The organism is Bradyrhizobium sp. 2S1, from assembly GCF_011516625.5.
Classification (GTDB): Bacteria; Pseudomonadota; Alphaproteobacteria; order Rhizobiales; family Xanthobacteraceae; genus Bradyrhizobium; species Bradyrhizobium septentrionale.
This window is the reverse complement of record NZ_CP147717.1, coordinates 8,802,120-8,825,251: the sequence shown is the minus strand read 5'-3', so window position 1 is coordinate 8,825,251 and position 23,132 is coordinate 8,802,120. Positions and strand designations below refer to the sequence as shown.

The window sequence follows — 23,132 nt, the reverse complement described above, 5'->3', positions numbered from 1 at the left end:
ATGCTTACCTATACCAAGATACCTATTTTTTGGAATACCTAAATACCTACGGAGGGGCAAAAAAACATGGCGCGGGAGACGGTCGTTTGCGGGGTCTACTTGCTGCGGTTCGGGGGAGGGGCGCGGTACATCGGATGTTCTACGAACGTCGGGACGAGATTCTCACTGCATCGTAAGGACATGCGCGAAGGTCGGCATACGCGCGACGTTCAGCGGGCCTTCGATGAATGGGGGTATCCGACGTTGGAAATCCTGCTCGAATGCGATCCGTCAGAGCTGAGGGAGCGCGAGGCGGAACTGATCCGCGAGATCGTTCCGGAGCTAAACGCGAAGCCGAGCGGGCGGCGTCCGCGGGGTCTGATGGTGAGGAGGCGAAAGACGGCGGACCCAGCCGCCTCAAGGAAGGTGGTTCCGTGTCGCGACTGGCACTGGCTGGACGCCGTCACCGGTCGGGAGTGACCCCGGCAGGGACTAACCCGCCGGGGCCCTTGGCCTTTTTCGGAATGCTATCGGAACAGTAGTTTGGTCAGCCCTTCCCATGGATGGCGCTCGCGGGCGATCTTGGCTTCGGTCTGGGCGCGATTGTTGCCCTTCGCGAATATCTCCCGGATCGTCTGCCGGATCGCGGCCGGATCGGCGCCGGCCGCCTCGTTGAGATAGACGATCATGTAGGCGTTGCAGAGGCGCGCGTAGACCGACCTCGCGTCAACATCCCAGCTGTTCCGGCCGTATCCACCGGGACCGTCGTACTCGCTTAGCCATGTGACCCAGTGCTGCTGGTGGGTCTGATAACCGCCGGTCGGAAGGGTGTCCGACTCGGGCATCTGCGCTGGTAGCCGTCGCACGGCGCCCAGCATTTCCAGGATCGTGTAGGACCGAACTGTCATCGTTTCGCGTATAGCAATCTCAATTGCTCCTCCTTATGTTGCATTTGAAAGCGACGCCGGTCGTGGGGATGGTCTCCTTGGGATCGGCAGGCGCTTATGATTGGGCGTGGCGACCTGCGAAGTCGCCGCGCCCAATTCCTTTGCGAGGTCCTACTCGGCAACCTCGAGGCTCTTCACTTTACATTCCTCCAGCACGTACCACTGTCGCCCTCGTCGCTCATGCGATTCCAGTAGGCTTCGACCAGATTGTCGTCCGATGGCCGGCTGGCGGCGCCGAACTCGCGATCCCACCACTCGTCGCAATAGTCGTAGAGGTGCTTGTCCGCAGCCTCCCTTGTCTTGAAGGTCTCCACGTCGGTTCCGTGCTGGCTGTCGATCACGAGGACCCAGACAGTATCCCCAGCTGAGACGAGATGTTCTTGCACCGTTTCGGTGTTGGTCACTTGAAGGTCTCCTTGTTTGTGTTAGGTGATGTGGATGCTCTTGGTTGATGGACCCCGTGGATGGTCTCCTTGGCGGTTTACCTCCCTTGAGCCGGGGCTGGAGCTGCGAACTCCAGCCCCACCTTTATTTCAGCGAGCGGGATTGACCGCGATCTCGACGATGCCGTCGATCTTCGAGCGGATGTGCTCGGCGATCTCGTTCGGGTGGTACGGGCAGGACCACCGTTGACTGTCCGGCATGTTGGCGGCGTAGACGCCGGGCTCATGGGGCAGGTCGCTCTCACGCGGTGCGCGGTGGTAGAGCTTCTCCACCTCGTCGACGAGGCCGGTGAGGGCCTCGTGCACGGCGTCGGCGCGCGTCTCGTCGCCCGGCCGCTCGATCTTCCATCCGAACTGCTTGAGGAACGCCTCGGCCGCCACGATGGCGCATTGCGGCGAGAAGCCCTCCAGCGTGTCGAACAGCGCCTGCGGCATCGTCCGGGTCCACAGGTCGGCGCCGTCGACCTTGAAGATGCGAGCCCACTCCTTGGCGCAGGCGTTGATGGCGTCGTTGCGCTTCTCCTCCTGCTCGTAGAGCCGCTTCTGCTCCGCCCCGATGAACTGCTCCTGCGGAGGGGTGATCCCGTCGAGGGTGGTCGCGAGATCGCGACCGAGCATCTGCTTACGTGTCGTCATGGTCTTTGGTCTCCTTGTTGAAGCCCGCTGCGAACGGGCCGGGGTCAGCCGTTGTCGGCGTGGTTGGCGTAGGTATTGAGGGCCAGCAGGATGCCGGCCCTCGTCGGCGTGATGTCGATCGGCTCAACGTTGGCGATCTGTTCGAGATCGTCGTCCCTCCAATCCGAGACGGCCCGATCGGCGGCCCGCTTACTGGTGAAGTATTCGTAGCCGGCGCTCTGGCCGCCTTCGGCGAGACGGTGGACTTGATAGAAGCGCACGATGATCTCCTCTGTTACTTCACGCTTCGCTTGAGGGCGTCAGCGATGCCGATGACGCCCTCCGTCTTGGGAGCCTGCGCGGCGCGCTCGCGACTGAGCTGGGCGCGCTCCTGCAGGCCGGCGGCAATCGACTGGGCTTGCCGCCGCTCTTCGCCGCTGAGACGCGCGGCGCTGAGGAAGTTGGCCGCCAGCGCCAACACCTTGGCGCGGGCGAGCCACTGCTCGGGGGACTTGGTCATTCGTCCTCCGGGAAGTCGCGGTCGTAGGCCTCGGCGAACTCGCCGAGCGTGCCTTGATGGCCGCAGACCTGGCACGTCACCGTGTCGTTCGAGTTGGCGGGGATCGGCGGCTTCACGATCATGTAGCGCCGGCACTTCGGGCACTTGTCGCCGTTGTACTGGAAGGCCATCAATTGCCTCCCCACTCTTTGAGCAGCTCTGTCGTCGTGTCGTGGTTCCAGAACCGGATGCGCTGCTGCGGCTCCATGATCTTCCACGCCACCCGCAGCAGGTCCTGCAGGTCGCCCACCTCATGGTCGGGTTCGCTCTCGCGGCCGTGCTTGGCCGCTGCGCTGATGATGTCCTCGATGATGCTCTTCTCGCTCATGACGCGGCATCCCTCAGCATCTCGCGGGTGTTCTGCACGGCGAGGTCGAAGTCGACCTTGTTCTCGTCGCACCACTCGATGATGTCGCCGAGAAGATGGGTCAGGATGATCTCGGAGTCGCCCTCCAGACCGGCGCGCGCCTGATGACGCGCCAGTATGGCGGCGACCCGGGCAGGGCCGTTTGTGATGTTGGACATCTCAGCTCTCCTCCGTCATGACCATGCCGTGCAGGCCGAGGGCGATCTGGTGGAAGGTCGATCCGCGCTCGGCGCGGCTCGCGACGTAGTCGTAGGGATCGAGACGCTCGATAGTGGCGTCGCGATCATGGTCGATCACGATCATGCCGTCGCCGCAGACGAAGAGGGCCCAGCCTTCGCCGCTGCACTCGGTGTTGATGCGGTCGATCAGCGCCCACTGCCGGGGCGCTTTATCGGGCCACGACACAAGGGCGTTGGCGATTGCCGTGATCACGGCGTGCAGCCTGATCCCGTGCTTAGCGCTGAGGGCGCCGTTGGCGATGTGGAACGTGACGCCTTGCTCGTTGAGCTCGGCCTTCACTGCTTGGACGGCGCGCAGCATCTGCGCGTCGGATAGGGGTCTTGATGGCATTGATGGTCTCCTTGAATGTGCCTGCTGCGAACAGGCGGTGGGGTGTCAGTCTTTGAGAGTGTCGTCGCGGACGAACCGCACGAAGCCAAGCCGCTGGGCGATCTGCCCCATGGCGAACTTGTCCTTGTGCCGGTTCCAGAAGCCGCGGCAGCACGCATCGTTCGAGTGGTGGCACACGCGATAGCCCTTGAAGCCGCCGTGCTTGTCGGCGACGTCGGCTTCGAGTTTTTTTAGATCGAGCGGGCTATCCTTGCGATAGATGCAAGTGGAGCACGCGCGGTCCTGGACGAGAAAGCCGCTACGGTCGGTCATCAAATACACTAACCCGTTGATCTCGTCGGCGACCTCCAGATTGTTCGACTGGATATGGGCGAACAATTCCTTGACGGTGCCGAATTTCTTCAGCGCTTTTTCGCGCCTCTCGCCGCCGTCGATGACCCATTGCAGCGGGTCTGAGGCGTTCGACATCCCGTTGAACTGGCGCTTGGTCAAAAGGAAGCATTCGGTGTCGCCTTCGCTGCCGACGCACACCGATATGTAGACCTGCTTTGATTTCGTCACTTGCCTCTCCTCCTAGTGCGTGTGCCAGGTCTTGCCGCCATCGTGGGAATGATGACCGCCAGCGAGCGCCTTCGCATCGACGCGGCGCCCGGCCAGTTGCTCGGCGCGGGCGAGCTGCTGCTTCGCCATTGCCGATCCGGTCGACATGATCCGGCGGTAGACGCAGGCGTCGGTGACGCCGCGCCGGTCGGTGACCGCGTCCAGTCCCTCGAAGGTGATCGCGCCCTGCGCGCCCACCTTGGGCTTGACGCGGCCCTTGACGATCTCCTGCGCGACGAGGTCGATCACGCGCTTGATCTCTTCCTTGCGTTCGGTGAGCGTCTGCCTCTCGTTGGCGCGCCATGTGTCACAAGCCATGTTGGTCTCCTTGAAATGTTGGGGTTTGAAGCGAAGCCGGCGGGCCTGCGAAGCCCGCCGGGTCGTTGTCGTTAGTCCATCTCGAGCTGGGGCACCTTGACGGCCGGAGCGGCCGGTGCGATCGGCGCAGCCTCCTCGTCGACCTCGGGCGCGGACGCGGGCGCCTGGCCCTCGGTCGGCTCGAAGTCGAGCGCGCGAGCGCCGTGCACGGGAGCCGCGATCTCGACGTTGTCGCCAGTGATGTCGAGGAACGCGGTGCGGCTCTCCGTGATCTTGCGGATCGCCTGCAGGTCGATCTCGGCCGAGCTCGTCTCAGCGGCCTTGACCATGTCGTTGGCCGCCTTGCGGGCGGTCTCGATGGCCTGCTTGACCCGCTCCGATGCGTCGTCGGAGAGCATCGAGCCGAGCAGCCGCGCTTTCTTGGCGGCATCGCGCACCGCCTTCGCATCGAGGTTCTGCAGGCCGGTCTCCATGTCCTGCATCAGCTCGCGGACCTCCGAGTTGATCGCCCGCATCGCCTCCACGTCATCGGCTGCCACCCGGCCCGCGATCACGAACACGTTGATCTGGGTCGTGGAGGCGCGGCCGTTGAACTCGTCGGCGAGCCGGCGCGCCTCGGTGAACGCCGCCTCGAGCTTCTCGACCTTCTCCTCCGAGCAGAGCAGGCCGAAGGTGGTCTTGATGCACAGGCCGGCGATGGTCTGCCGGACCTTGTCGCGCAGCGTGGTGGCCTCCTCGTATTCGTCCGGGTTGATGACGACGCGCTCGGTCTCCCATTTGGCGCGCTTGGCGCCGTCCGCCTCGACGCGCTCGGCCTCGATGACCGACTTGGTGTAGTTGACGTTCCCGGTGATCGTGGTCCGAAGTACAACGATGCGGCCCGGACGGATGGTGGTGTTGATGATCGACATAGTGTGGGTCTCCTTGCTGGAATGTGCGGTCTGCGAAACCGCGGTTTGATAGTACACGGGATGGACACTTCCCGCACTGTCGTAACAGTGCGGGTCTCATGCGGTTGTGGATCAGATGTCGAGGGCGCGGCCGGTTGAGCGAACCTTTGCCGTCTCCGCGGTCCACTCGTCGGTGGCGCGACGGGCCTTGCCAGCAGCCCAGTTGCGCAGCTCCGCGATCTTGTCCTTCGCGGTGACCGAGAGCGGGGTCACGGCCTTCGCCGCCTTCTCCAGATCGACACAGGTGATCTGACGGCCGCCGTCTGCGAACGCTGCGAACAGGGCGTCCGGGACGATGGCTGCGATCTCCGAGCCGGTGAAGCCGTCGGTCGCGGCGACCACGTTGGCGATCTCCTCGGCCTTGATGTCCGAGAAGCTGCGGCCGTGCGCCTTGAGCCCTGCGTTGAGGATCTCAACCCGCTCGTTCGGGTTCGGCAGGTCGACGAACCAGAACTCGTCGAACCGGCCCTTGCGGAGCAGCTCCGGCGGCAGGGTCGCCACCGAGTTGGCGGTGGCGATCACGAAAGACTCGCTGGTGCGCTCCTGCATCCACTGCAGCAGCGCGCCGAGCTGGTCCGACGAGACGCCGCCGTCCGAGCCGCCGGCGGTGGCCCCGGTCAGGGCCTTCTCGATCTCGTCGATCCAGACCACACAGCGGCCGATCGCTTCGATGGTCCGAAGCGCCTTGCGCATGTTGGCCTCGCTCTCGCCGACGAACTTGCCCTTGAGCGCGCCCAGGTCGAGCTTGAGCAGCGGCGCATCGAAGGCGGTGGCGGTCGCCTTCGAGATCAGCGACTTGCCGCAGCCCGGGATGCCGACGAGGAAGCAGCCCTTCGGCGCCGGCAGGCCGTAGGCGCGCGCGGCCGGGGAGTAGGCGAGCTTACGCTGCATCAGCCAGTCCTTGAGGTTGCCGAGACCGCCGACGGCCGCAAGGCCGCCGGGGATCGGGTCGAACCATTCGAGGACCTTCTCGCGAGCGATGACGCGCTTTTTCTCCCTCGACACGGCGGTCGGGTCGATCTTGCGCAGCTGCACAAGCGACTTCGAGTAGCAGGCCTGCGCTTCCTCGCCGGTGAGCCCGATCGCGGAGTCGATCGCCGCCTCCCGGGTGCCGTTGGGCGCGGCCGACTCCCGCATCTCGTCGGGCAGGCCGTTGATCGTGTCGTCCAGCAGGCTGGCGATCTCGGCGCGATCCGGCATCGGCCACTCGATCACCGTGGCGTGGTTGGCGAGCTCCGGCGGGACATCGCCCGACGGAGACAGCACGATCAGCGCCTGCGCGCCATCGCGCTCTACGCCCGGCAGGAAGCGGGCCAGGTTGCGCACCTGTCGGCACGTCACCATGCCGGCGGGGCCAACCAGCCACGGCGGCAGATCGCGCATGACCCACGCGCCGCGGTCGGACTTGGCGTCGGCCCGGGCGCGGATCGCGCCGAGCGTCTCACCGATGTCGTTGGAGCCGATGCTCTCGACCTTGGCCGCGACATCGGTGACGCCCTGACCGCAATCCCACATGCGCGGGACGAAGCCAGCAGCGGCGGCGGCGCTCACGAGGTAGCGCTCCGCCCGGGCCTCCTCCCGGGTCACGATCCACAACAGCGGATTGCGAGCGCGGAGCAGCGCCGCCACGTCGGCGGCGATCTCTTGGCTCCGGGTCAGGCTCGGTTTCTTGGCGGGAGCCGGGACCGCTGCGGGCTCCGGGTCGGGCGCCGTGGCGGGCAGCTCGGCCGCGACCTCGGCCTTGGCTTCGGCCTTGGCCTTGGTCCTGCGGCCCTTCGGGGCCGCGGCCTCGGCATCGGCGGCCGCCTCCGCGACCATCGCCTTGATCTCCGGCGTATCCATGGTCGTCGCCGGGGTCGGCCGGGTCAACATTCCGGCGTTGCTCCACGGCATCGGGCCGAACTGGGTCATGAAGCCGTCGTCGCCGACGGCGCGCACCTCGATACTCTGGATGCTGCCGCCCATGCGGAACTCGTAGCTCTCGCCCGCCTTGATGTCGGCGCGGGTCAGGCCGTTGATGGTGATGTCAGTCATAGTTGGTCTCCTTGTGGAATGATGGGGCCGCCTGCGAAGCGGCCCCGGTTGGGGTTTCAGATCAGATGTGGCAGTCGACGACGGCGAGCCAGGTCTCGGGCGGCAGGCCGTCGAGCAGGGCCGCGAACTCGCGCGACCATTGTTCGGAGTCCTTCTCGTCAGCGACGCAGCCGAACCAGCCCATCTCGCCGCGCTCGTACCACTGACCGTCCTTGACGACGGCGAAGGTGCGAAGCGCGTTGTTGCGAGCGCGGGTGGCCCGATCTGCGCGTGACATCCAGAACAGTCCGATGATCTCGTCGTCATCGAAGAAGCTGACCAGCTTGGCTTCCTCGAGGTCCTTGAGCACTTGCTGGCCGCGGTAGGCCTCGCGGGTCTTGTCGATGTCGCCGCCATTGTCGGCCTTGACCTCGTCCCACCGTTTGAAGCCCCGGCCGGCGATCACCTCCTGCGCCTTGTCGTGGAGCTTGAGCGCCTCGATCTCGGCGTGGTTGCGGATCGCCTCCAGCGGGATGTCCTTGAGCTGGGCGCGGTTGCCGATGTCGACCCAGCTGCTCGGCCACTTGACCGCAGTGCCCTTGCCATCGCACTTGTTGCAGACGATCTCCTCCGCCCGAAACGTACGCTGGCCGGAACCGCCACACAGGGTGCAGGTCTCCTGATTGGCCGGGTCCTTCTCGGGATCGTAGCCGGGAGCGGCGAACATGCCCGACCAGCGGCCGCCGACCGTCCAACCATCCCACTTCCGGTTCGGGTTGGTGCGGTCGATCATCCGGATCAGGTCGCCGTTCTCGGCAACGAGCGCGTGGCCGTATTTGTGCTCGCCCTTCCGGTCGATCTCGGCCTCGCTGCGAACGATCTTGCCGCTGTGCCACCAGTCGATAAACTCGGCGATGGTCATGACCTCACTGCACGGCACTTCCACCTTGCTATATCCGTCAGGCACGAAGTGCACCTTGCCGCGATAGCCCCGGCCGTCACCCCAGTCCTTGCTCGTCCACGACAAATCGCCGCGACTTCCCGTGCCCGGGACTTTGCCCATGATCTGCTGCTCCTGCTCGGTCGGGTTGCGGTAGAACCGATCGTCGTGGGCCGCGACCTGAATGCCGTCAGGGGAACGGATCATCGAGCGAGTCTGCTCGCGATATTCGGCGAGGACCTCCTCGGTCTTGTCGACATCGACGACATACTGATCGTCGACGCCGGTGCTCTCGAACTCATGCCACGGGGCCAGGATCGGCTCGAGGGCGTCGTCGGTAAGCTCGCTCGGCGAGATCACGAGAACGGTGAAATGACTCATAGTCTGGTCTCCTTGATGATGGGCCTGCGAAGCCCGTTGGGATTGGTTAGTGAAGCTGCCACCCGATCGCCATGAGGGCGCCGACAGCGGCGCCGATCATGAAGAACGTGAGGTCTCGGTCGAATGTGCTCAGAGGCTTTCGCAAGCGCATGCTGCGATCACCTCCGAGGTTTCCGGGCTGATGGCGGTCCCGCACTCCGGGCACTCGTCATCGCACCCGCAGGAGTGCTGGTCCTCCCACGACACGTCACACGCGTCGCAGTGGTAGCTGTTGAGGAAGGCGGGCTGACAGTGCGGCTCGCCTTCATGCTGATGCTCGCAGCCCGGCGACTTGAGGCGGCGGTGGGTCCATTCGTCTTGGGTGAAAGGGCCGCGGTCGTCGCGCAGGTGATCGGGGTCAGCGTCCTGCACGTCGTAGTCCTTGACGATGACGCGGACGCCGTCCGGGACGAGGGCGTCGATCACGCACCCGTCCTTGACGATGATGGTGACGACGAGTTCATCAGACATTGGACTTTCTCCTCCACCTTCGGCACCATGCGGTAGATCAGGGTGCAGTCGGCGGCGCGCAGCCGCTCGTCCCAGTGATCGAGGCGATCACCCGACGGCGTGATGGCGCCGATCGGCTCGCCCGTCTCAACCATCTCTGTGATGGTCAGCGGCGGGACGCGCTCGCTCTCGAACCGCTCGACATCCCTTATGAGCATCAGGATGCCGTTGCCGGCCCACGTTCGCAGGGTCGATAGATCGACCTGCGGTGTGTAGCCCTGCCCGGAGGCCGGGCACTCTTCCTCCTTCGCCATGCCGGGCGCCCAGATCGAGATGAAGGCGTCCCACTCGTAGCCAGCCTCGCAGTGCATCCAGAACGGCAGGCCGTTCTCCTTGCAGAAGGCGACGACCCTATCCGGGTTGCCGTAGACGTGCGCCTGCAGCTTGACGCTCTCGCCCTTGGCGACGATCGCACGAAGATCCTCTTCGTCGTCGGGCGCCTCCTGACATTCGTAGGAGAAGTCGTTCTCGATTGCTTCGAGGAACGCTTCGATCTTGTCGGACGGCAGCGCGCCGCCGACGTGCATCGTGGTCCATGTGGTATCAGGCATAGTCTTGGTCTCCTTGTGATGGGCCTGCGAAAGCCCGGGGCTCTAGGTGGTGACGGCCTTGATCTCGTCGAGCACGGCGTCCCACAGCTCATTGTAGGTGTCGCCGGTCGGCGGTTCGTCCTGTTCATCGGGGCCGAGGTCCCGGTAGTGGCTCTTGGTGACGCTCCGTCTCTCGATCTCCGCCATCCGTTTCAGGATGTTGACGAGGGCGACCGCGTAGGTTGCTGCGGGCTGGTCGACGTCGACCAGCGCATCACGGTAGCGCTGCAGTGGTCCGAGATTTGTCATGGCTCACCTCTTTCCCGGTTTGTGGATGCTGACGCACACCGTGTTGATGTTGGTGCCGCTCTCGGAGAACGACCCGACCGGGAGGTCGTGCCACGGATCGTTGTAGCGGTCCTTGCCGACCAGATCGTCGATCAGGCCGCTGTCACGCGCCGTCACTGGCAGGATCGCCGTGAGCGTGCCGCCGGGCTTGAGGAAGTCGTAGGCATGGCGGACGTGCTTGGCCCAGTGTGTGCCGTAGAAGGGCGGGTTCATCACCACCCGGTCGTAGATCGGGTTTGCCGCGCACTCGAGGAAGTTGGCGATCAGCACCGAGTGCCCCTTGGCGCGGGACTGCACGGCGCGCATCGGATCGACCTCGATGCCGTAGACGATGGCCTTGCGCTTGACGAGGGCGTCCAGAATGCGGCCGTCGCCGCACGACGGCTCCAGTACCCGCTCGCCCTCGAAGTTGCGGTACATGCGATCGAAGATCGTCTCGATCACCTTCACCGGCGTCGGGTAATACTGCAGGTCCTTGGAGACCGCCGTCGACTTCGCGTTGACCGGGTTCTCGTCCGGGGTGTCGGGCAGCACGTCGCCGTAGAACTCGGCGAGCGCCTTGTTGACATCCTTGAGCGTGTCCGGCTCGAAGAACAGGTGGCCGTTGCCATTATCGAACGTGCGCAGGCGGACGCCCCGGGCAGGGTGCTCGATCGTGGTCTTGTCGTACTTCGTCAGCGTGCCGGCCTTGAGCAGCGCGTCCTCGTTGTCAAAGATGGCGCTCAGCTCGACGTGATCGACCAATGGCTTGCCCTGATAGGCGGCCAGCGCGTTGAGGACCGTCTCCAGCTTTTCCCGGCCGTAGGTCGAATACTTGGAGAAGCCCGACATGATGATGCGCTTCGGCAGACCCTTGACGCCGATCTTCACGACGTCGTGGCTCTTGAAGGCGCGGTCCAGGCCGCAGAACACCTCGGCGAGGCCGCGGAGCATGTTGGCGCGGGGGTCGATCAGGAACCTGCCGAACAACTCGCGGATGTTCTCCAGCGTGAAGGGTGGCAGCTTCTCCAGTTGCTGCTTCCACAGACTCTTATCGGTCGGCGACGAGAGGATGGCGATGTTGCACCCCGGCATAGGCATGCAGCCAAGCCGACTTGAGGAGGTGAGCGTGCAGCTCGCGCTCCGACGGCAGCTTGAAGTCGAGGTGGGTGTCGCCGTAGACTCCGGCGAGGGTGGCCGTGGTCTGCAGGTCGAGATTGGCCTTGCCGCAGGCGCGCAGGCCGTCGGAGATTGCCTGCGCCTTCGCCTCGTATTCGGCGACGATCTCGGGCAGGCTGCGTTGGCGGGCGATCTCTTGCCCGATCTTGACATGAGCGTTCATTGATCTGGTCTCCTTGTGATGGGGAAGGGGCGCCGCCTGCGAAGCGGCGCCGTTGATCGTCAGATGTTGACGGGGTGGAAGGTCTTGGCGCCGGGCAGCTTGTGGAAGCCGTTCGGTGCGCGCTCGCCGCGACCGAGCGACATCGAGACGGCCGCGCCCTTGCCGGTGGCCTCGACCTCCGCGCAGTAGTCCTTGAAGGCAGCCTCGGCATCGGCGGTGCGGAGGATCTCAACCGTCCGCTGCGGAACGGGGCCTTCGGAGGTGATCGCGATGCCGACGGCACCGTTCTCGCGGGAGGCGGGGTAGCACTTGAGGATAAGTCGGGTCATGTTGGTCTCCTTGATGATGATGGGATGGGCCGCGCGGCGGCTCTGCGAAAGCCGTCGCGCGGTATCGGGTATCAGGCCGCCTTCACCGACAGGCGGTCGAGCAGCTCGGTGACGCTGTAGCAGAACTCGCGTCCGCCGTTCTCCGGCATCTGGCCGGGGCGAACGAATGCCGGCGGCTGATGCGCGTTGGCAGCGGGCGCCGGGAACAGCGTGGACAGAAGCCCCTCCTGCGTTTTGCCGATCCGCTCACTGCGCGCCTTGTCGAACGAGCCGTGCGCGTTCCAGATGTCCGGCTCGATGCGGTAGTTCTCGCGCCTCATGCTGCCCCAGCTCACCCAGTGGTCGCGTCGGAAGTCGACGCGCTTGCAGCCGTCCAGCCATTTCGCCAGCGCCTCGTGCGTGTCGAAGCGGTAGCTCTGCTTGCCCTTGAGCACGTAGCCGTGGCCGTCGATGCAGAAGTTGACCTCGTACTTCGGCTTGTCGCTTCGCAGGTTGATCCACGGCGCGCACCAGCGATCGTTCTCCATCAGCGTGAGCGGCAGGTCGAGGACGTTGCCATACTGCGGCAACGCCACCCTCGCCATGTCGAGGCCGGCGAGGAAGTCGGAGGTGTCGCCATCCGACGACACCGAGAACCCCTCGCTGCCGATGATCGGCTCGTGGGTCGTCGGCTCCTCCTTCCGTGTCACGGTCGCGAGATAGCACAGGCAGGCGACGACGACGCGGTCGTAAGGCTTGCGAGCCGTCTTGCAGAACGACCAGCCGAGTCGATCCTTGCTCTGCCACTCCTCCAGCGTCCGCTTCCGCTGAATGTAGAAGCTCTCGTGGCTGTCGTCGCCGAGCCCGTTGAAGGCGATCAGATCGTCGGTGAACTCCGGCGAGGTCTTGCCTTCGCCCATGGAGCCGGCGAGCACGATGCCCTCGACGTGCTGGGCGTGGGCCAGGATCGCCTTGAGGTCGACGATGATCTGCTGCCACTGAGCGATGGTGAAGTTGCGCTTCTGCGTCCAATAGTGGGTGTAACCCATGGTGATGGTCTCCTTGTGTGAAGTGATCCGGGTGGGGCCCGCGCGGCGATCTGCGAAATCGGTCGCGCGGGGTCGTCGTTATCCGGGCAGGTGACGCGGCCAGAGCTCTCTGGCTGCCTCCGCCCACTCCTTGGCCTCGGCAAGGGTCTTGCCGAAGCCGTATTGCTTGCCGTGCTGCCAGAGGTAGCCCTGCGGCGTCGGCTCGGTCCGCACGAGGCAGACCGGCTTTCCCGGGACGTGCTCCCATTTGCCCTTGGTCGCGCAGCCGTCGGGAGCGGGGAGCGGCTGCCAGTCGTGGGTCATGCGGGCGACCGCCGCCGCCAAGCCGCGATCCTTTTTGCGTTGATCGTGAGACAGGCGAGCCGCGCGTCGACGTTGAACCCGCTTCTCGTGTTCGATCCGGTGAGCCTCGATCGCCGCCGCCTGCTTCTCGTCAGGCGAGGGCATGGGTGACCTCCCAGACGTTCTCGCCGAACCGGTAGTCGCCGCCGCGCGCCATGAGCGGCAGTCGCCGGAACTCGTCGTCAGGACCGATGACGCCGTAGCGTTCCGGCTGCGCCTCCAGCTGGGCGAGCCACATGAAGTGCTGCTCCATGCGCCACTCGTTGAAGGCGTCGACGACCTCGGGGCGGACCTCGAAGGTCCACGAGCCGTCGGCGCGGCGGATGCAGCTGCACCGGCGCAGGATACCGACCCGGGACTTGACCTCGGAGCGGACGTCATCGCCGTTGCAGACCGACAGGTGGTAGCTGTTGGGACTGCGCATCGCGATCTCGACCAGATAGCTGCCGGTCTCGTCGTGAACCTCGTACTCGACGCCGCCCATGTAGGAGAGCTTCCAGCGGAAGGTGGGGGTGTTGCACTGCATCGCTCACTCCCTCGCCGCCGGAGTGTCCCAGCCGAACATCGAGCCGGACTTCATGCGCATCGCCTCCTCGGCGGTGACGCCGAGGCGATCGTTCAGCTCGTCGACAGCTTCCTCGACCGCCGACATCGGCACCTCGTCATTGTCGAAGTCGGTGAGGTAGTAGCCGGCCTCGCCGCGCTTGACGATGCCGATGCGGTTGCCCGGCTCATTGCCGGGCACCACGACGTAACAGAGTTCGGGTTTCTCACTCACGGTTGGTCTCCTTGTCAGATCATCAGGATGATGGGGTTGCAGGAAACAGCGAGGCTCTGGGTGAACAGGGCGGCCTCGCTGTAGCGATAGAACTTGCGATGGGTCGCAAGCACGTAGTGTGTGCCGGGCTCCGCCCGGCGCAGCACCATGTAGACGGGCTTGCTCATTGGTCGTGGTAGCTGTCGTGACAGCCCTTCGAGCAGAACAGGCCGCGATGATCGTGCGTGCGGCCGCCGTCGGTCTCAGTGCTGTAGCGGAACAGGGCCTGCAGCTTGCGGCCGCTGCGATAGCGGAAGCCGCCGCACCAATCGCAGTCCTGCGAGGTTGCGACGACCTCGCGGCACAGGTCCTGACGGGCGAAGGAATCGCGGGCGATCTGGATGCTCATGTGCGATCCCTCCGGCCGTCGGCGTGGAACTCGTACTCGTTAACGCGGATGGTGTCGTCCACGTACTCGTCCGTGTTCCGGTAGGTGTTCTCCTCCTCAAGCTCGCGGTAAATCCAGTTGGCGAAGGCAACGAAGCATTCGCGCAGCTCCTTCTCGTCATCGTCCGGAATGTCGATCGCCTCGCTGTCAGCGTCGAGCAGCTCGGCGTCCACGTCCATCGTATAGGCGTGGTAGTAGTTGCCCCGGTGGGTGATGATGGCGGTGAGGCGCTGCGAGCACTTCGCCTGCAAGGCGTCCAGCCTGCCGGCGATGCCGTGCAGCACCTCGTCGGTCGGGGCGTACTCCTTCACGCGATCCAGCGCGCTCAACGATGCCCACGCTTCCTTGCCTTCTCTGACCTCCGGTGCGCCGTAGCTGCCCTCGAAGCAGGCGCCATCGCCCTGAGACGAGAAGCCGCTCCACCAGATGCAGGGCTGCGTGAAGGTTCGGCCGCCGACCGTCTGGCAGGTCCGGAGCTTGAACGTGACGCCGAGCCGCGTGGCGATCTCGCTCGCGTCCTCGTAGATGCTGTCGGCGAAGTCGATGTCGCCGGCGCTCGCCTCGCGATACCAGTCGCGCGCCTTCACCTTGGCGGCGTCGCTCAATTCGTCGAACTGGAACAGCTCGATCGTTACGGTTCTCATGGGATGGTCTCCTTGTTTGAGGTTGCAGGTCTCCGGCCCGGGCCCTGCGAAGGCCCGGCGCCGGGTCGTGGAAGGCGACTAGTCGTCGCCCTCGGTGGTCACGTCGATCGCGTTGCGCCCCTTGACGGTGAGGCTCGTGGTCGGCGTGTATTTGGTGTGGGCGCGGATGAACTGCGGGGAGAGCTTCTGCTTCACCGCCTTCATGTTGAGGTTCTTGCGGTCGTATTCGGAGACGACCGCGCGGAACAGCTCGCCCTCGTAGGCTCCGGCGCCCATCGCCTTGATCTGGTCGCGGAGCGGCTGGGCCATGATCTCGATGTCGGCGATCCTGGCCTCCAGCAAGCCCAGCTCGTCGACCAGCGGTCCGACGTTGCTCTTTCTCATGGCAGGAACACCACCTGATTGCGCATCATCACGTCGCCGAACATCTCGCACGTGTTGATGAAGGCGCCGGCGGCATACTCGACGTCGTCGTACTTCTCGAACGTGGTGTACTCGCCGGGGATGTCCAGCGTGACGGCGAAGGCCTTGCGCTGGGTCGCCGGCTGGAACGGCGTGGCGGGCACGAGCGTGGTCCGTTCGACCAGCTTGATCTTCGCGCCGACCTTCGAGTCGGTGTATTGGTAGAGTGTTCTCATGTTGGTGGTCTCCTTGTGTTGCCGCGCTGCGAACGCGGGATGGGGTCAGAACTCGGTGGCGTCGTCGTGGGGCAGCTGCGGGACGATCAGGTCCCGCAGCCAGTGGATCATGCGCTTGACCATCGCGCGCTCCTCACCACCAGCCGACGAGGCAGCAGCCGGCGTCGGCGTAGGTCCGGAACATGGTGCGCAGGTCCTCGAACTCCTGCAGGCTGATGTCGTAGGGCCTGCGGACGATCTCCGTTTTCTCCAGCCGCTCCGCCATCACCTTCACGACGTCGTTGTCGATGACGTCCTGATAGATGTCGACGTTGGTCGCGGCCTTGATGAACGGCGCGTAGACCTTGCCGCGGAACGATCCGTCGCCGTGATCGGAGAACATGCCTCCGACCAGCTGCAGCTCGCGCGGCAGCTTCACGTCGTTGGCCTCTACGATCTGGTTGCCGGAACGGCGGCGCCAATAGCTATCAAGTCCCATAGTCAGTCTTCTTGTGTTGTCCGTCTGCGAAACGGGGCGGGGTTACAGGTAGGGGGTGAGCTCTTGCTCGGTCGTGCCCCGGTGCGTTGGCGCACTGGGGAAACATTCGATGCCGGCGACCTCGACGGGCAGGAACAGCTCCCACGCTCCGTCCTTCATGACGCTGAGGTAGGCGTTTTTGCCCTCGTGATAGTATTGGTCGAACTTGCGCATCCGAGGGTGCGCCTGCTTGATCCAGCCGCCGGCGCGGCCGATCGCCTCGCTGTAGATGAACGCTGTCATGGCGTCCTATCCTGCGTATTGAATGGCGAGTTGCTCCGCCACCTTCGGGAAGAACTTGCTGCGCTCGGCCCATCGCTTCGGGCCGGGTGCTGCCTTGTGGACGCGGTCGACGGGCTTCGCACCTCTCGGCAGGTCGAGCGCCTTGCGGCACTCTTCCATCGTCCGGTAGGTGGGCTTGAGCGGCGGCGCGTCCTCGCCCTCGAAGTCGGTCCAGAAGCACGTCCGCTTGGTCTCGAAGTCGCCGAACATCCACGGCTGGATCGACTGCGAAAACTCGCGGTAGCGGCGGATGCGTTTCTTGGCGTGCTTGTGCATCACCGGGTTCTCCAGCACCTTGCGCGGGATCTTCGCATTCCAGAGCGTGGAGAACAGCTTGGCGCCTTCCTCGAGCTTGAACCACATGAAGTCCAGACGCTCGCGCCGGTTCATCGTGGCGTAGGCTGCGATCTCCTTCGCCGAGTAGTGCTCGGCCGTCAGTCGGCCGGGCGGCTCGTCGAGCCAGCGCACGCCGCTGTTGGCGAGCCGGGTGCACGGCGGGTGCGCCACCATGAGGAAGTCCCAGTCCTCGTCGAGCACGTTGCGGACGTCGTCGACAATGTGGCGGTTGCTACCATCGAGCGAGGGCAGCAGATCGCAGGACCAGACATCATGGCCCCGTGCGGCGAACGCGCGCCGCACGGTGCCGGTAAATTTCACACGCGACTAAGACGCGCAGACTCGATTTCTTTCTCATGGTGGTCTCCTTGTTGCCCTCGCTGCGAACGGGGGGTGGTGAGTCTTTCGATTTCTAAATCCCACATCAGGTCGACGTCGAACCTGTTCTGTTTCGACCTGTTGCGGTAACGGGTGGTGATCCGAAGGTTGCCCTCAACATGAAGGCCGGACACCAGCTCGCCTTGAAGGGGATAGAAGTGGTCCACTTCGTGCGGCGTGCCGGTTTCGGCGGTCAGACGTGCCGCCTCGACATAGAATGCTTGAATGGCGGCAAGGTCTGCCCACGATGGCGTTCGCTGCAGCAACACGGCGGCGCGCTTTCGGGTGATCGCATTCCGCTTCCCCTTGTTGGTGGTCGACCACTTAGCGCCAGCCTTGGCGTTCATGGCCTTCACCTTTTCTGGGTTCCTGCGTCGCCAGTCCTTCTCGATCTCGCGTCGCTGCTTCGTGTTGTTGGCGACCCACTTCTGGCTGTATGCGCGGACCCGATCTGAGTTCTCCTTGCGCCAGGCCTCCCTGTATCCGGCTCGCTCCACGTTGCGGAGCCGCCACTGCGCTCGATTGAACTCGTTGCAGGCATCGCAGCGGCAGATGCCGTGTTTATCGCGGGGGCCGAAGCCCCCGCGCTTGCAGGGACGCACGGGGTCAGACCCTCCCGACCTTGATCGCGGTCCCCAGCTCGATCCGGATCGAGCCGACGTTGTAGGTGACGACGACGTTCTCGTAGAGGCCGAACGCCGCCTGCACCTTGGCGCCGGTGATGTCGATAATCGGCTTCTCGCCCTTGCCGGACACCTTGCCGTAGGTCTCGCGCTTCATCATCTCGGTGGTGCGCGGATGGATCTTCGACAGCACCAGCTCGCGATGCTTCTCGTTCCAATGCTTGGCGAACAGGTCGCCGACCTTGAAGCCGTGCTCGGTGAGGCGCTTGCCCTCGATCCAGATGCGCGTGCGGTCTCCGGCCCGGGTCTTGCCGAGCTTCGTCACGAATTGTTCCATGATGGTCTCCTTGTGATGCCGCCCTGCGAAGGCGGCGGGTGGGGTCAGTCGAACCAGCAGGTTTGCGGGTCGAAGTGGTGCGGGTAGCAGGGGCAGGGTCGCGTCTCGAACCGGGGGTTGTCGCCCCAGACCTGACGGACGGTGTCAGCGCTGTTGTTGGCGGTGACGGCGTCGATCCACGCTTGCGCTTCGGCTTCGGTAGCGAAGGTGTGGCGCCCCTGCGAGGGTGTCATCAGCGTGCGCTGGCCGTCACGGTTGATGTAGGTCCCGACGTAGCGGGTCACCGACGGCGGGTCGAGGAAGGCCTCGCAGTCGATGCAGCGGCCGCGGCCGTCGTCTCGGTGTTGGCAGGGCATGTGATCCTCCTCAGACCGCAAGGCCGATGATGAAGCCGAGCGCGACGTGCGCGGCCAGGATCATGCCGACCTCGATCCACGACACGGTGGCTTCGGAGGTGGCCCAGATGCGGACGCGAAGGTCCGTCTCGTCGGGGACGAGGATCGACTGCGAGGGCATCGGGTAGTTCGGGACGATGGACTTCATGGGATGGTCTCCTTGTTGCCGTCTGCGAAACGGCGGGTTGACGGTCAGAACAGGTCGGCGGGCTCGGCGCGCTTGGCGCCGAGCCGTGCCATCTCCTCGCGGAGATGGTGGTTGTCGAAGATGGTGACGGTCTGCTTGCTGCCGTCGGGCAGCGTCAACACCCAGTCGGTGGGACGCGCGTCCCGCTCATGGAAGTTCACGGGCGGGCCGCCTCGCCATCGAGCATCTCCTGAGCGGCAGCAATGCCGCAGCTCAGCCGGTCGGCCCTGATCGCCTCCTCCAGCCACTCAGAGGTGTGCATCCACTTCACACCGCTGCGGCAGATCAGGCAGGCGCCGCCACCGAACTCGCCGATGCGCGGCCGGCTGCAGGTCTCGGCCCACGTGAAGCCCTGACGGTCGGGGACTTCGGACATGGTGAGCATGGCGAAGCCGAGGATCAGCGCCGTCATCTCGATGTCGCCGCTCTCGTCGAAGCGAAGCCACACCTTGTGCGGCTCACCCTCGACGCGGTCGGCATCTGCGATGGTGAAGGCGAGATCGTCGCCGTCGAATATCTCCTCGCACAGCCCGACCATCATGTCGCGGAGGGCGTCCGGGTAGGGGTGCGTGGCATCGCCATTGATCCAGCAGGCGATCTTGGTGACGTTCTCGGGCGAGCCGCAGTCGAACTCGAACGAGGTCTGCGTGTAGTTGTTAGCCATTGTGGTCTCCTTGTGATGACCGCTGCGAACGGTCGGGGGTTTCAGCTGTTGATGACTTCGGCGGCGTCGAGCACCGCGAGGATCTTCTCGGGGCCGAGCAGCGCGAGCTTCTCGGCGATCAGCTTCTCGGCCGCCTCGCGATCGGTGAGGATCGCGTTGTGACCGGCGGCGCACATATGGCGGATCTTCAAGTCGTTGATCTTCCCGAAGATCATGCCGGAGGCGTGGTGGGTGAGATAGACCGCATCCGCCTTCGGGTTGGCGCCGGCGACCGCGCGGTGGTCGCCCTGCAGGACGAACTTGACCTTGCGCTCGCCGATCGTGAGCCAAGCGACCTTGCCGGATCGCTCATAGTGGTGGACCTTGCGGCCGCGCGGCTTGGTGCCCGGGACCTTGAACGTGATGGTAGTCATGGGGGTCTCCTTGAGTTGTGAGGTCTGCGAAACCTCGGTTCAGTTGCGAACAGGCCAGCCGCGCTCGGCTGCGAGTTCCTTGGCCTTGGCGATGGCGTCGGGGAATATGCCGCTCCGACCGATCAGGCAGCTCTCCAGCGAGTATCCGCTCGCCGGGGTGTGGAAGTGTCCGCGCTCAATGGTCACGGCGACGGGCCAGGTGTCGGCGATGCCGATGACCTTCTCCTTCGGGATCACGAGGATGTCGCCGGTCTTGACTTCGTACTCGCCATCATGGGCGAAGTGAATGCCGGTCTGGCAGGCGTCGTAGGCGTCGCCTGACGTGTGGAAGGTGTGGGTGCTCATGGTCACCTCCTCAGTAGAACAGGCCAGCGAACGGCGAGGAGGCGCGGCTGCGCACGGCGGGTGGAGATGCGGTCGCGGATCGAGCCGGCGTCGGCGAGGCCGCGCTCATGCAGGTCGACCAGCTTCTGCAGCGCCTCGGCGCGAGCCCGTGTCACGTAGACGGTCAGCGTCCGCTTGACGTGCGGACCGAGGCCGACCCTCACGACCTGGCCCTCGGCCGTCACGCCGTAGGTCCGGGCCTGCGCATCGGAACGATGCCGCGATCCCGGGTTGCGAATGTGCAGCGTGGTGATGATCCAGCCGAGGCGCTCGGTCTCGTAGAGCGTGAAGGTGTGCAGCACGTCGAACGGCTGCGGCTTGCGCCAGTCGTATTTCTTCGGCCGCTTCGGATAGGCGAGGTCAGCGGCCTTGAGGCCGAGCGGCAGGTTGGCGGGAGCGGCGGTCGGCTTGCGGGTCTTGGTGATAGCCATGGTCGTGGTCTCCTTGTTTGGTTCGGGGTTGGTGGATCAGGCGAAGCAGGCGCTGCGAACGATCTGCTTCGACTGGCGTTCGACGCGGCGAGCGAAGCCGCGGTCGGTCTTGGCGAACGGCGCGGGGTGCCGGTTCGGGTTGAGCGTCGCGGGCCCCACGTAGGGGCCCGAGACATGAAGCTGGATCGCCCAGCCGAGGCCGTAGCCGATGATGCGGCCGGTCGGCAGCGAGCGGGCGGTCGCGAAGTCGCGAGCCGCCTCGAACGTCGGCCAGTAGAAGATGCCCTTGCGGGTGATCGGCTTGTTGGTCATCGTGATGCTCTCCCTGATGTGCCGCGACGGCGGCGGAGGTACTCTTCCTTGCTGATCGAGCGACACCGGCGGCACACGCGGGCGCCGTCGGGTTGGACGTAGAGGTTCTTGCCGTGCAGGCGGTGACCTCGGATGCAGTGCGACTTCGGAGGATCGCGGCCCTTGTGCCGCCCCATCTCAGTCGTCAGCCAGCAGCAGCTGCGGCCGGACGTAGTAGGACGTCCGCGTCGAGGGCCGCATCACCCAATGCTTGCGGCCGTTGATCCGGGCGGTGCGCAACATGCGAGCGATCCACTTGCGCGCCGCCTCCGGGCTGTCGAAGGTCTCGCCGGTCCAGCCGATGTAGGGCAGCTTGACGTTGGCGTAGTAGGACATCGGGATCATGGGTCAGCTCCACGACGCCTGCTGGTGGGCCTCGGCGGGCGTCTTGCCCGCCGCGATCAGTTCGGCGTAGCTGCGCTGGAATTTGATCCAGCGGCGCAGATCGCTCACCTGCTCCGGTTGGCACTCGGCGCGGGCGATGAAGCCCTCGTCGTCGCCGATCTGCGGCCGCCAGTCGCGCTGCGCGGCGTACAGGCGAACCCGAGAGATCGCCTGACGCATGGTGAGGTTTCCGCCGAGGCCGTTCTGATAGAGCACCTTGCCGTCCTTCTCACCGGCGGGATCTACGATCTGATAGCTCCACTCGGCCGTCGGGCCGGAGCAGACGATCAGCACGAGGCCGAAGCGCACCTCGATGTGCGCTCCCTCGGCGTGGCAGAGGAAGTCGATCTTGCTCGCGAGGTCGGCATTGGCGAGCGTCTTGGGTGCGCCTTCGCCGACGACGCGGCCGCGCTGCACGGTGATGGTCTTGGTCTTGCGCATTGGTTGGTCTCCTTTGGTTTGCGGGATTGAACGGCGATGGGCCCGGGTCCGATGGGGCCGGGCAGGATTGACGGGCAGGGGCGGGGCCCCATGGCCTAGTACCCCGCCCAATCGCGCAACTCGTTGAAGGTGCCGCCCCAGACGAAATACTCGGCGTATGCCGATCCGTTGTAGGTGAAGCGGTCGATCACGACGACGGCGCCCATCAGCGAGCGCACCGCCCAGTCGTGGTCCATGATCCACTGGACCTGCGACTTGGAGAACTTGGTGCCGTGCTCGATCGACGAGGCGGTCTTGCGCATCGGGTCGACCGGCACCGCTTTCTGGCGCAGCAGCGGGATCATCTCGTTGCGCTCGATGCGGCAAATCTCCGCCCACTGCGCGCCGGTCTCGGCCTTGAGCACCATGGCGTCCAACCTGGCCTCGAGGTCCGCGATCTGCTCTTCGAGCGGGATCAGCGGCGCGTCGGCGAAGGCGTTGATGAATGCCTTCTGCGCAGCCGGGCTGCGGGTGTCGGCGAGGACGGTGGAAATGGCTTTGGTCGTCATTGGGATGGTCTCCTTGTGCAAAGGGCCGCCCTGCGAAGGCGGCCCGGGTTGAAGATCAGGGTGAGGGGTTGCGGATCAGGCGGTGAACACGACGGTCTCGCCCTCGACCGTGAAGGGCACGGTCTGGGTGACGAGCTTGATCGCTGCGGCCATCGGGACGCTCCACGTCTGAGCGTTGACGTTGGCGACGGTCTTGCGATCTCGCGGAAACTTGGCGCCGGCGATCGCCCATCGCACCATGCCGGGCGCGGACACCATTGGGGACGAGCCGAGGCGGAAGGTCTTGGTTTTGGTGGACATGGATCAGGCTCCAATGGAGTTGCGGGAGGGAAGGACGGTGAGCCAGCCGGAGAAGCGCGAGTAGCGATCCGGCCGGAGCGCGATCAGGCGAGTGAGATCCTCGCGGGTCATGGGGTTGGTCGGGTGGGTGACCATCTCCATGAAGGCCATGTTGGCGTCGGCGAGACGGCGGCGCGCCATCTCGTAGGTGCGGAGCTGGGTGCTGGTCATGTGCTCAGCTCCCGTCAGGCGCATTCGATGGCGACGATGGCGCCGGTGGTCAGGAAGATTTCGGCGGCGTGAGCGCAGGCGGTCTCCATGTCGGAGACGACCTCGCCGGCGACGACGAGCTTGATCGCCGCGCGCTCGGGCCATGTCGATGCCGGTGCCGATCGCGTCCAGCAGGTTGGTGGCGTAGTAGGCGGACGCCTCGGTCTTGGCCTCGGGGCCCTTGAAGGCGACGCGGTACTCGCCGTCGACCGATTTGATCGTCATGCCGTGCTGGGCCAGGATCGCCTTGGCTTCGCGGATGGTGTAGTGCGTGTTGGTGCCAGCCATGATGGTCG

48 protein-coding genes are annotated in these 23,132 nt (G+C 65.1%); 1 reads left to right on the top strand and 47 read right to left on the bottom strand.

The window, feature by feature from the left end:
* Positions 1-180: 180 nt before the first annotated feature.
* Positions 181-459, top strand: a complete 279-nt coding sequence (locus HAP54_RS42065; protein WP_166297187.1) for a hypothetical protein — start codon at positions 181-183, stop codon at positions 457-459.
* 47 nt (positions 460-506) lie between these two features.
* Here the strand turns inward: HAP54_RS42065 and HAP54_RS42060 are convergent, their stop codons facing one another.
* The 47 genes from HAP54_RS42060 to HAP54_RS41830 all read right to left on the bottom strand — a co-directional run bounded on the left by HAP54_RS42060 (position 507) and on the right by HAP54_RS41830 (position 23,124).
* On the bottom strand, positions 507-824 hold the full coding sequence (locus tag HAP54_RS42060; RefSeq protein WP_210297468.1) for a hypothetical protein: 318 nt from the start codon (positions 822-824) through the stop codon (positions 507-509).
* Positions 825-1,060: 236 nt separating this feature from the next.
* Complete coding sequence (locus tag HAP54_RS42055) at positions 1,061-1,330, bottom strand: hypothetical protein (protein WP_166297183.1); 270 nt, start codon at positions 1,328-1,330, stop codon at positions 1,061-1,063.
* Positions 1,331-1,459: 129 nt separating this feature from the next.
* Entirely contained in the window at positions 1,460-2,005 is a 546-nt protein-coding gene (locus tag HAP54_RS42050) for a hypothetical protein (RefSeq protein WP_166205783.1), read from the bottom strand.
* Positions 2,006-2,049: 44 nt separating this feature from the next.
* The gene (locus tag HAP54_RS42045; RefSeq protein WP_166205782.1) at positions 2,050-2,265 is read right to left on the bottom strand and encodes a hypothetical protein; all 216 of its coding nucleotides are present in this window, start codon (positions 2,263-2,265) and stop codon (positions 2,050-2,052) included.
* A 14-nt stretch (positions 2,266-2,279) separates the two neighbouring features.
* Positions 2,280-2,504, bottom strand: coding sequence for a hypothetical protein (locus tag HAP54_RS42040; RefSeq protein WP_166297181.1), 225 nt, complete (start codon positions 2,502-2,504; stop codon positions 2,280-2,282).
* On the bottom strand, positions 2,501-2,674 hold the full coding sequence (locus tag HAP54_RS42035; RefSeq protein ID WP_166297179.1) for a hypothetical protein: 174 nt from the start codon (positions 2,672-2,674) through the stop codon (positions 2,501-2,503). The genes HAP54_RS42040 and HAP54_RS42035 overlap by 4 nt, the downstream gene beginning before the upstream one ends.
* Positions 2,674-2,871, bottom strand: coding sequence for a hypothetical protein (locus HAP54_RS42030; protein WP_166297177.1), 198 nt, complete (start codon positions 2,869-2,871; stop codon positions 2,674-2,676). The genes HAP54_RS42035 and HAP54_RS42030 overlap by 1 nt, the downstream gene beginning before the upstream one ends.
* Positions 2,868-3,068 (bottom strand): hypothetical protein, encoded by a 201-nt coding sequence (locus HAP54_RS42025; protein WP_166297175.1) that lies wholly within the window; start codon positions 3,066-3,068, stop codon positions 2,868-2,870. Before HAP54_RS42025 ends, HAP54_RS42030 begins: the two co-directional genes overlap by 4 nt.
* A gap of 1 nt (position 3,069) precedes the next feature.
* Entirely contained in the window at positions 3,070-3,450 is a 381-nt protein-coding gene (locus tag HAP54_RS42020) for a hypothetical protein (protein ID WP_166297173.1), read from the bottom strand.
* Positions 3,451-3,525: 75 nt separating this feature from the next.
* Positions 3,526-3,972, bottom strand: coding sequence for a hypothetical protein (locus tag HAP54_RS42015; protein ID WP_166297172.1), 447 nt, complete (start codon positions 3,970-3,972; stop codon positions 3,526-3,528).
* Positions 3,973-4,053: 81 nt separating this feature from the next.
* Positions 4,054-4,398 (bottom strand): hypothetical protein, encoded by a 345-nt coding sequence (locus HAP54_RS42010; RefSeq protein WP_166297170.1) that lies wholly within the window; start codon positions 4,396-4,398, stop codon positions 4,054-4,056.
* A 71-nt stretch (positions 4,399-4,469) separates the two neighbouring features.
* Positions 4,470-5,309, bottom strand: coding sequence for a hypothetical protein (locus HAP54_RS42005; RefSeq protein ID WP_166297168.1), 840 nt, complete (start codon positions 5,307-5,309; stop codon positions 4,470-4,472).
* A gap of 111 nt (positions 5,310-5,420) precedes the next feature.
* Positions 5,421-7,382, bottom strand: coding sequence for an AAA family ATPase (locus HAP54_RS42000; RefSeq protein WP_166297166.1), 1,962 nt, complete (start codon positions 7,380-7,382; stop codon positions 5,421-5,423).
* A 61-nt stretch (positions 7,383-7,443) separates the two neighbouring features.
* The gene (locus HAP54_RS41995; RefSeq protein ID WP_166297164.1) at positions 7,444-8,682 is read right to left on the bottom strand and encodes a zinc finger-like domain-containing protein; all 1,239 of its coding nucleotides are present in this window, start codon (positions 8,680-8,682) and stop codon (positions 7,444-7,446) included.
* A 129-nt stretch (positions 8,683-8,811) separates the two neighbouring features.
* Positions 8,812-9,192, bottom strand: coding sequence for a hypothetical protein (locus HAP54_RS41990; RefSeq protein WP_166297162.1), 381 nt, complete (start codon positions 9,190-9,192; stop codon positions 8,812-8,814).
* Positions 9,144-9,782, bottom strand: coding sequence for a hypothetical protein (locus HAP54_RS41985; protein ID WP_166297160.1), 639 nt, complete (start codon positions 9,780-9,782; stop codon positions 9,144-9,146). The genes HAP54_RS41990 and HAP54_RS41985 overlap by 49 nt, the downstream gene beginning before the upstream one ends.
* 42 nt (positions 9,783-9,824) lie before the next feature.
* On the bottom strand, positions 9,825-10,070 hold the full coding sequence (locus HAP54_RS41980) for a hypothetical protein (protein WP_166297158.1): 246 nt from the start codon (positions 10,068-10,070) through the stop codon (positions 9,825-9,827).
* A gap of 3 nt (positions 10,071-10,073) precedes the next feature.
* The gene (locus tag HAP54_RS41975) at positions 10,074-11,189 is read right to left on the bottom strand and encodes a class I SAM-dependent methyltransferase (protein WP_224741552.1); all 1,116 of its coding nucleotides are present in this window, start codon (positions 11,187-11,189) and stop codon (positions 10,074-10,076) included.
* Entirely contained in the window at positions 11,140-11,430 is a 291-nt protein-coding gene (locus tag HAP54_RS41970) for a hypothetical protein (RefSeq protein WP_224741553.1), read from the bottom strand. The genes HAP54_RS41975 and HAP54_RS41970 overlap by 50 nt, the downstream gene beginning before the upstream one ends.
* Positions 11,431-11,489: 59 nt before the next feature.
* Positions 11,490-11,759, bottom strand: coding sequence for a hypothetical protein (locus HAP54_RS41965; protein WP_166297156.1), 270 nt, complete (start codon positions 11,757-11,759; stop codon positions 11,490-11,492).
* Positions 11,760-11,830: 71 nt separating this feature from the next.
* Positions 11,831-12,787: a hypothetical protein gene (locus HAP54_RS41960; protein ID WP_166297154.1), complete on the bottom strand. Its 957-nt coding sequence runs from the start codon at positions 12,785-12,787 to the stop codon at positions 11,831-11,833.
* Between the two features lie 78 nt (positions 12,788-12,865).
* Positions 12,866-13,234 carry a hypothetical protein gene (locus HAP54_RS41955; RefSeq protein WP_166297152.1) on the bottom strand — a complete coding sequence of 123 codons (369 nt, stop codon included), beginning with the start codon at positions 13,232-13,234 and terminating at the stop codon, positions 12,866-12,868.
* Positions 13,221-13,655, bottom strand: coding sequence for a hypothetical protein (locus HAP54_RS41950; RefSeq protein ID WP_166297150.1), 435 nt, complete (start codon positions 13,653-13,655; stop codon positions 13,221-13,223). The genes HAP54_RS41955 and HAP54_RS41950 overlap by 14 nt, the downstream gene beginning before the upstream one ends.
* A 3-nt stretch (positions 13,656-13,658) precedes the next feature.
* Complete coding sequence (locus tag HAP54_RS41945) at positions 13,659-13,907, bottom strand: hypothetical protein (protein WP_166205760.1); 249 nt, start codon at positions 13,905-13,907, stop codon at positions 13,659-13,661.
* Positions 13,908-13,921: 14 nt separating this feature from the next.
* Positions 13,922-14,074 (bottom strand): hypothetical protein, encoded by a 153-nt coding sequence (locus HAP54_RS41940; protein ID WP_166205759.1) that lies wholly within the window; start codon positions 14,072-14,074, stop codon positions 13,922-13,924.
* Positions 14,071-14,295, bottom strand: coding sequence for a hypothetical protein (locus HAP54_RS41935; protein WP_166297148.1), 225 nt, complete (start codon positions 14,293-14,295; stop codon positions 14,071-14,073). Before HAP54_RS41935 ends, HAP54_RS41940 begins: the two co-directional genes overlap by 4 nt.
* A complete protein-coding gene (locus HAP54_RS41930) occupies positions 14,292-14,978 on the bottom strand; it encodes an antitoxin of toxin-antitoxin stability system (protein ID WP_166297146.1) in 687 nt (228 codons plus the stop codon). Before HAP54_RS41930 ends, HAP54_RS41935 begins: the two co-directional genes overlap by 4 nt.
* A 78-nt stretch (positions 14,979-15,056) precedes the next feature.
* Entirely contained in the window at positions 15,057-15,362 is a 306-nt protein-coding gene (locus HAP54_RS41925) for a hypothetical protein (RefSeq protein WP_166297144.1), read from the bottom strand.
* Positions 15,359-15,616, bottom strand: coding sequence for a hypothetical protein (locus HAP54_RS41920; protein WP_166297142.1), 258 nt, complete (start codon positions 15,614-15,616; stop codon positions 15,359-15,361). Before HAP54_RS41920 ends, HAP54_RS41925 begins: the two co-directional genes overlap by 4 nt.
* Before the next feature lie 133 nt (positions 15,617-15,749).
* A complete protein-coding gene (locus HAP54_RS41915) occupies positions 15,750-16,094 on the bottom strand; it encodes a hypothetical protein (RefSeq protein ID WP_166297140.1) in 345 nt (114 codons plus the stop codon).
* Between the two features lie 42 nt (positions 16,095-16,136).
* Complete coding sequence (locus tag HAP54_RS41910) at positions 16,137-16,376, bottom strand: hypothetical protein (RefSeq protein WP_166297138.1); 240 nt, start codon at positions 16,374-16,376, stop codon at positions 16,137-16,139.
* Between the two features lie 6 nt (positions 16,377-16,382).
* Positions 16,383-17,072, bottom strand: coding sequence for a hypothetical protein (locus HAP54_RS41905; protein WP_312022779.1), 690 nt, complete (start codon positions 17,070-17,072; stop codon positions 16,383-16,385).
* Positions 17,069-17,731 carry a hypothetical protein gene (locus HAP54_RS41900; RefSeq protein WP_166297136.1) on the bottom strand — a complete coding sequence of 221 codons (663 nt, stop codon included), beginning with the start codon at positions 17,729-17,731 and terminating at the stop codon, positions 17,069-17,071. Before HAP54_RS41900 ends, HAP54_RS41905 begins: the two co-directional genes overlap by 4 nt.
* Before the next feature lie 4 nt (positions 17,732-17,735).
* Positions 17,736-18,089 carry a hypothetical protein gene (locus HAP54_RS41895; protein ID WP_166297134.1) on the bottom strand — a complete coding sequence of 118 codons (354 nt, stop codon included), beginning with the start codon at positions 18,087-18,089 and terminating at the stop codon, positions 17,736-17,738.
* Positions 18,090-18,133: 44 nt separating this feature from the next.
* Positions 18,134-18,445 carry a hypothetical protein gene (locus HAP54_RS41890; protein ID WP_166297132.1) on the bottom strand — a complete coding sequence of 104 codons (312 nt, stop codon included), beginning with the start codon at positions 18,443-18,445 and terminating at the stop codon, positions 18,134-18,136.
* Between the two features lie 10 nt (positions 18,446-18,455).
* Positions 18,456-18,632, bottom strand: a complete 177-nt coding sequence (locus tag HAP54_RS41885; protein ID WP_166297130.1) for a hypothetical protein — start codon at positions 18,630-18,632, stop codon at positions 18,456-18,458.
* 44 nt (positions 18,633-18,676) lie between these two features.
* Positions 18,677-18,832, bottom strand: coding sequence for a hypothetical protein (locus HAP54_RS41880; protein WP_166297128.1), 156 nt, complete (start codon positions 18,830-18,832; stop codon positions 18,677-18,679).
* Positions 18,829-19,335 carry a hypothetical protein gene (locus tag HAP54_RS41875; protein WP_166297126.1) on the bottom strand — a complete coding sequence of 169 codons (507 nt, stop codon included), beginning with the start codon at positions 19,333-19,335 and terminating at the stop codon, positions 18,829-18,831. Before HAP54_RS41875 ends, HAP54_RS41880 begins: the two co-directional genes overlap by 4 nt.
* Before the next feature lie 41 nt (positions 19,336-19,376).
* Positions 19,377-19,748, bottom strand: coding sequence for a hypothetical protein (locus tag HAP54_RS41870; RefSeq protein WP_166297124.1), 372 nt, complete (start codon positions 19,746-19,748; stop codon positions 19,377-19,379).
* A gap of 39 nt (positions 19,749-19,787) precedes the next feature.
* Positions 19,788-20,093, bottom strand: coding sequence for a hypothetical protein (locus tag HAP54_RS41865; RefSeq protein ID WP_166297122.1), 306 nt, complete (start codon positions 20,091-20,093; stop codon positions 19,788-19,790).
* A gap of 2 nt (positions 20,094-20,095) precedes the next feature.
* Positions 20,096-20,563 carry a hypothetical protein gene (locus HAP54_RS41860; protein ID WP_166297120.1) on the bottom strand — a complete coding sequence of 156 codons (468 nt, stop codon included), beginning with the start codon at positions 20,561-20,563 and terminating at the stop codon, positions 20,096-20,098.
* A gap of 36 nt (positions 20,564-20,599) precedes the next feature.
* Positions 20,600-20,875: a hypothetical protein gene (locus HAP54_RS41855; protein WP_166297118.1), complete on the bottom strand. Its 276-nt coding sequence runs from the start codon at positions 20,873-20,875 to the stop codon at positions 20,600-20,602.
* 177 nt (positions 20,876-21,052) lie between these two features.
* The gene (locus HAP54_RS41850) at positions 21,053-21,259 is read right to left on the bottom strand and encodes a hypothetical protein (RefSeq protein ID WP_166297116.1); all 207 of its coding nucleotides are present in this window, start codon (positions 21,257-21,259) and stop codon (positions 21,053-21,055) included.
* Between the two features lie 3 nt (positions 21,260-21,262).
* Positions 21,263-21,739, bottom strand: a complete 477-nt coding sequence (locus tag HAP54_RS41845; RefSeq protein ID WP_166297114.1) for a hypothetical protein — start codon at positions 21,737-21,739, stop codon at positions 21,263-21,265.
* A 95-nt stretch (positions 21,740-21,834) separates the two neighbouring features.
* Complete coding sequence (locus tag HAP54_RS41840; RefSeq protein WP_166297112.1) at positions 21,835-22,287, bottom strand: hypothetical protein; 453 nt, start codon at positions 22,285-22,287, stop codon at positions 21,835-21,837.
* Positions 22,288-22,362: 75 nt separating this feature from the next.
* The gene (locus HAP54_RS41835) at positions 22,363-22,587 is read right to left on the bottom strand and encodes a hypothetical protein (protein WP_166297110.1); all 225 of its coding nucleotides are present in this window, start codon (positions 22,585-22,587) and stop codon (positions 22,363-22,365) included.
* A gap of 3 nt (positions 22,588-22,590) precedes the next feature.
* Positions 22,591-23,124 carry a hypothetical protein gene (locus HAP54_RS41830; protein WP_166297108.1) on the bottom strand — a complete coding sequence of 178 codons (534 nt, stop codon included), beginning with the start codon at positions 23,122-23,124 and terminating at the stop codon, positions 22,591-22,593.
* Positions 23,125-23,132: the final 8 nt, after the last annotated feature.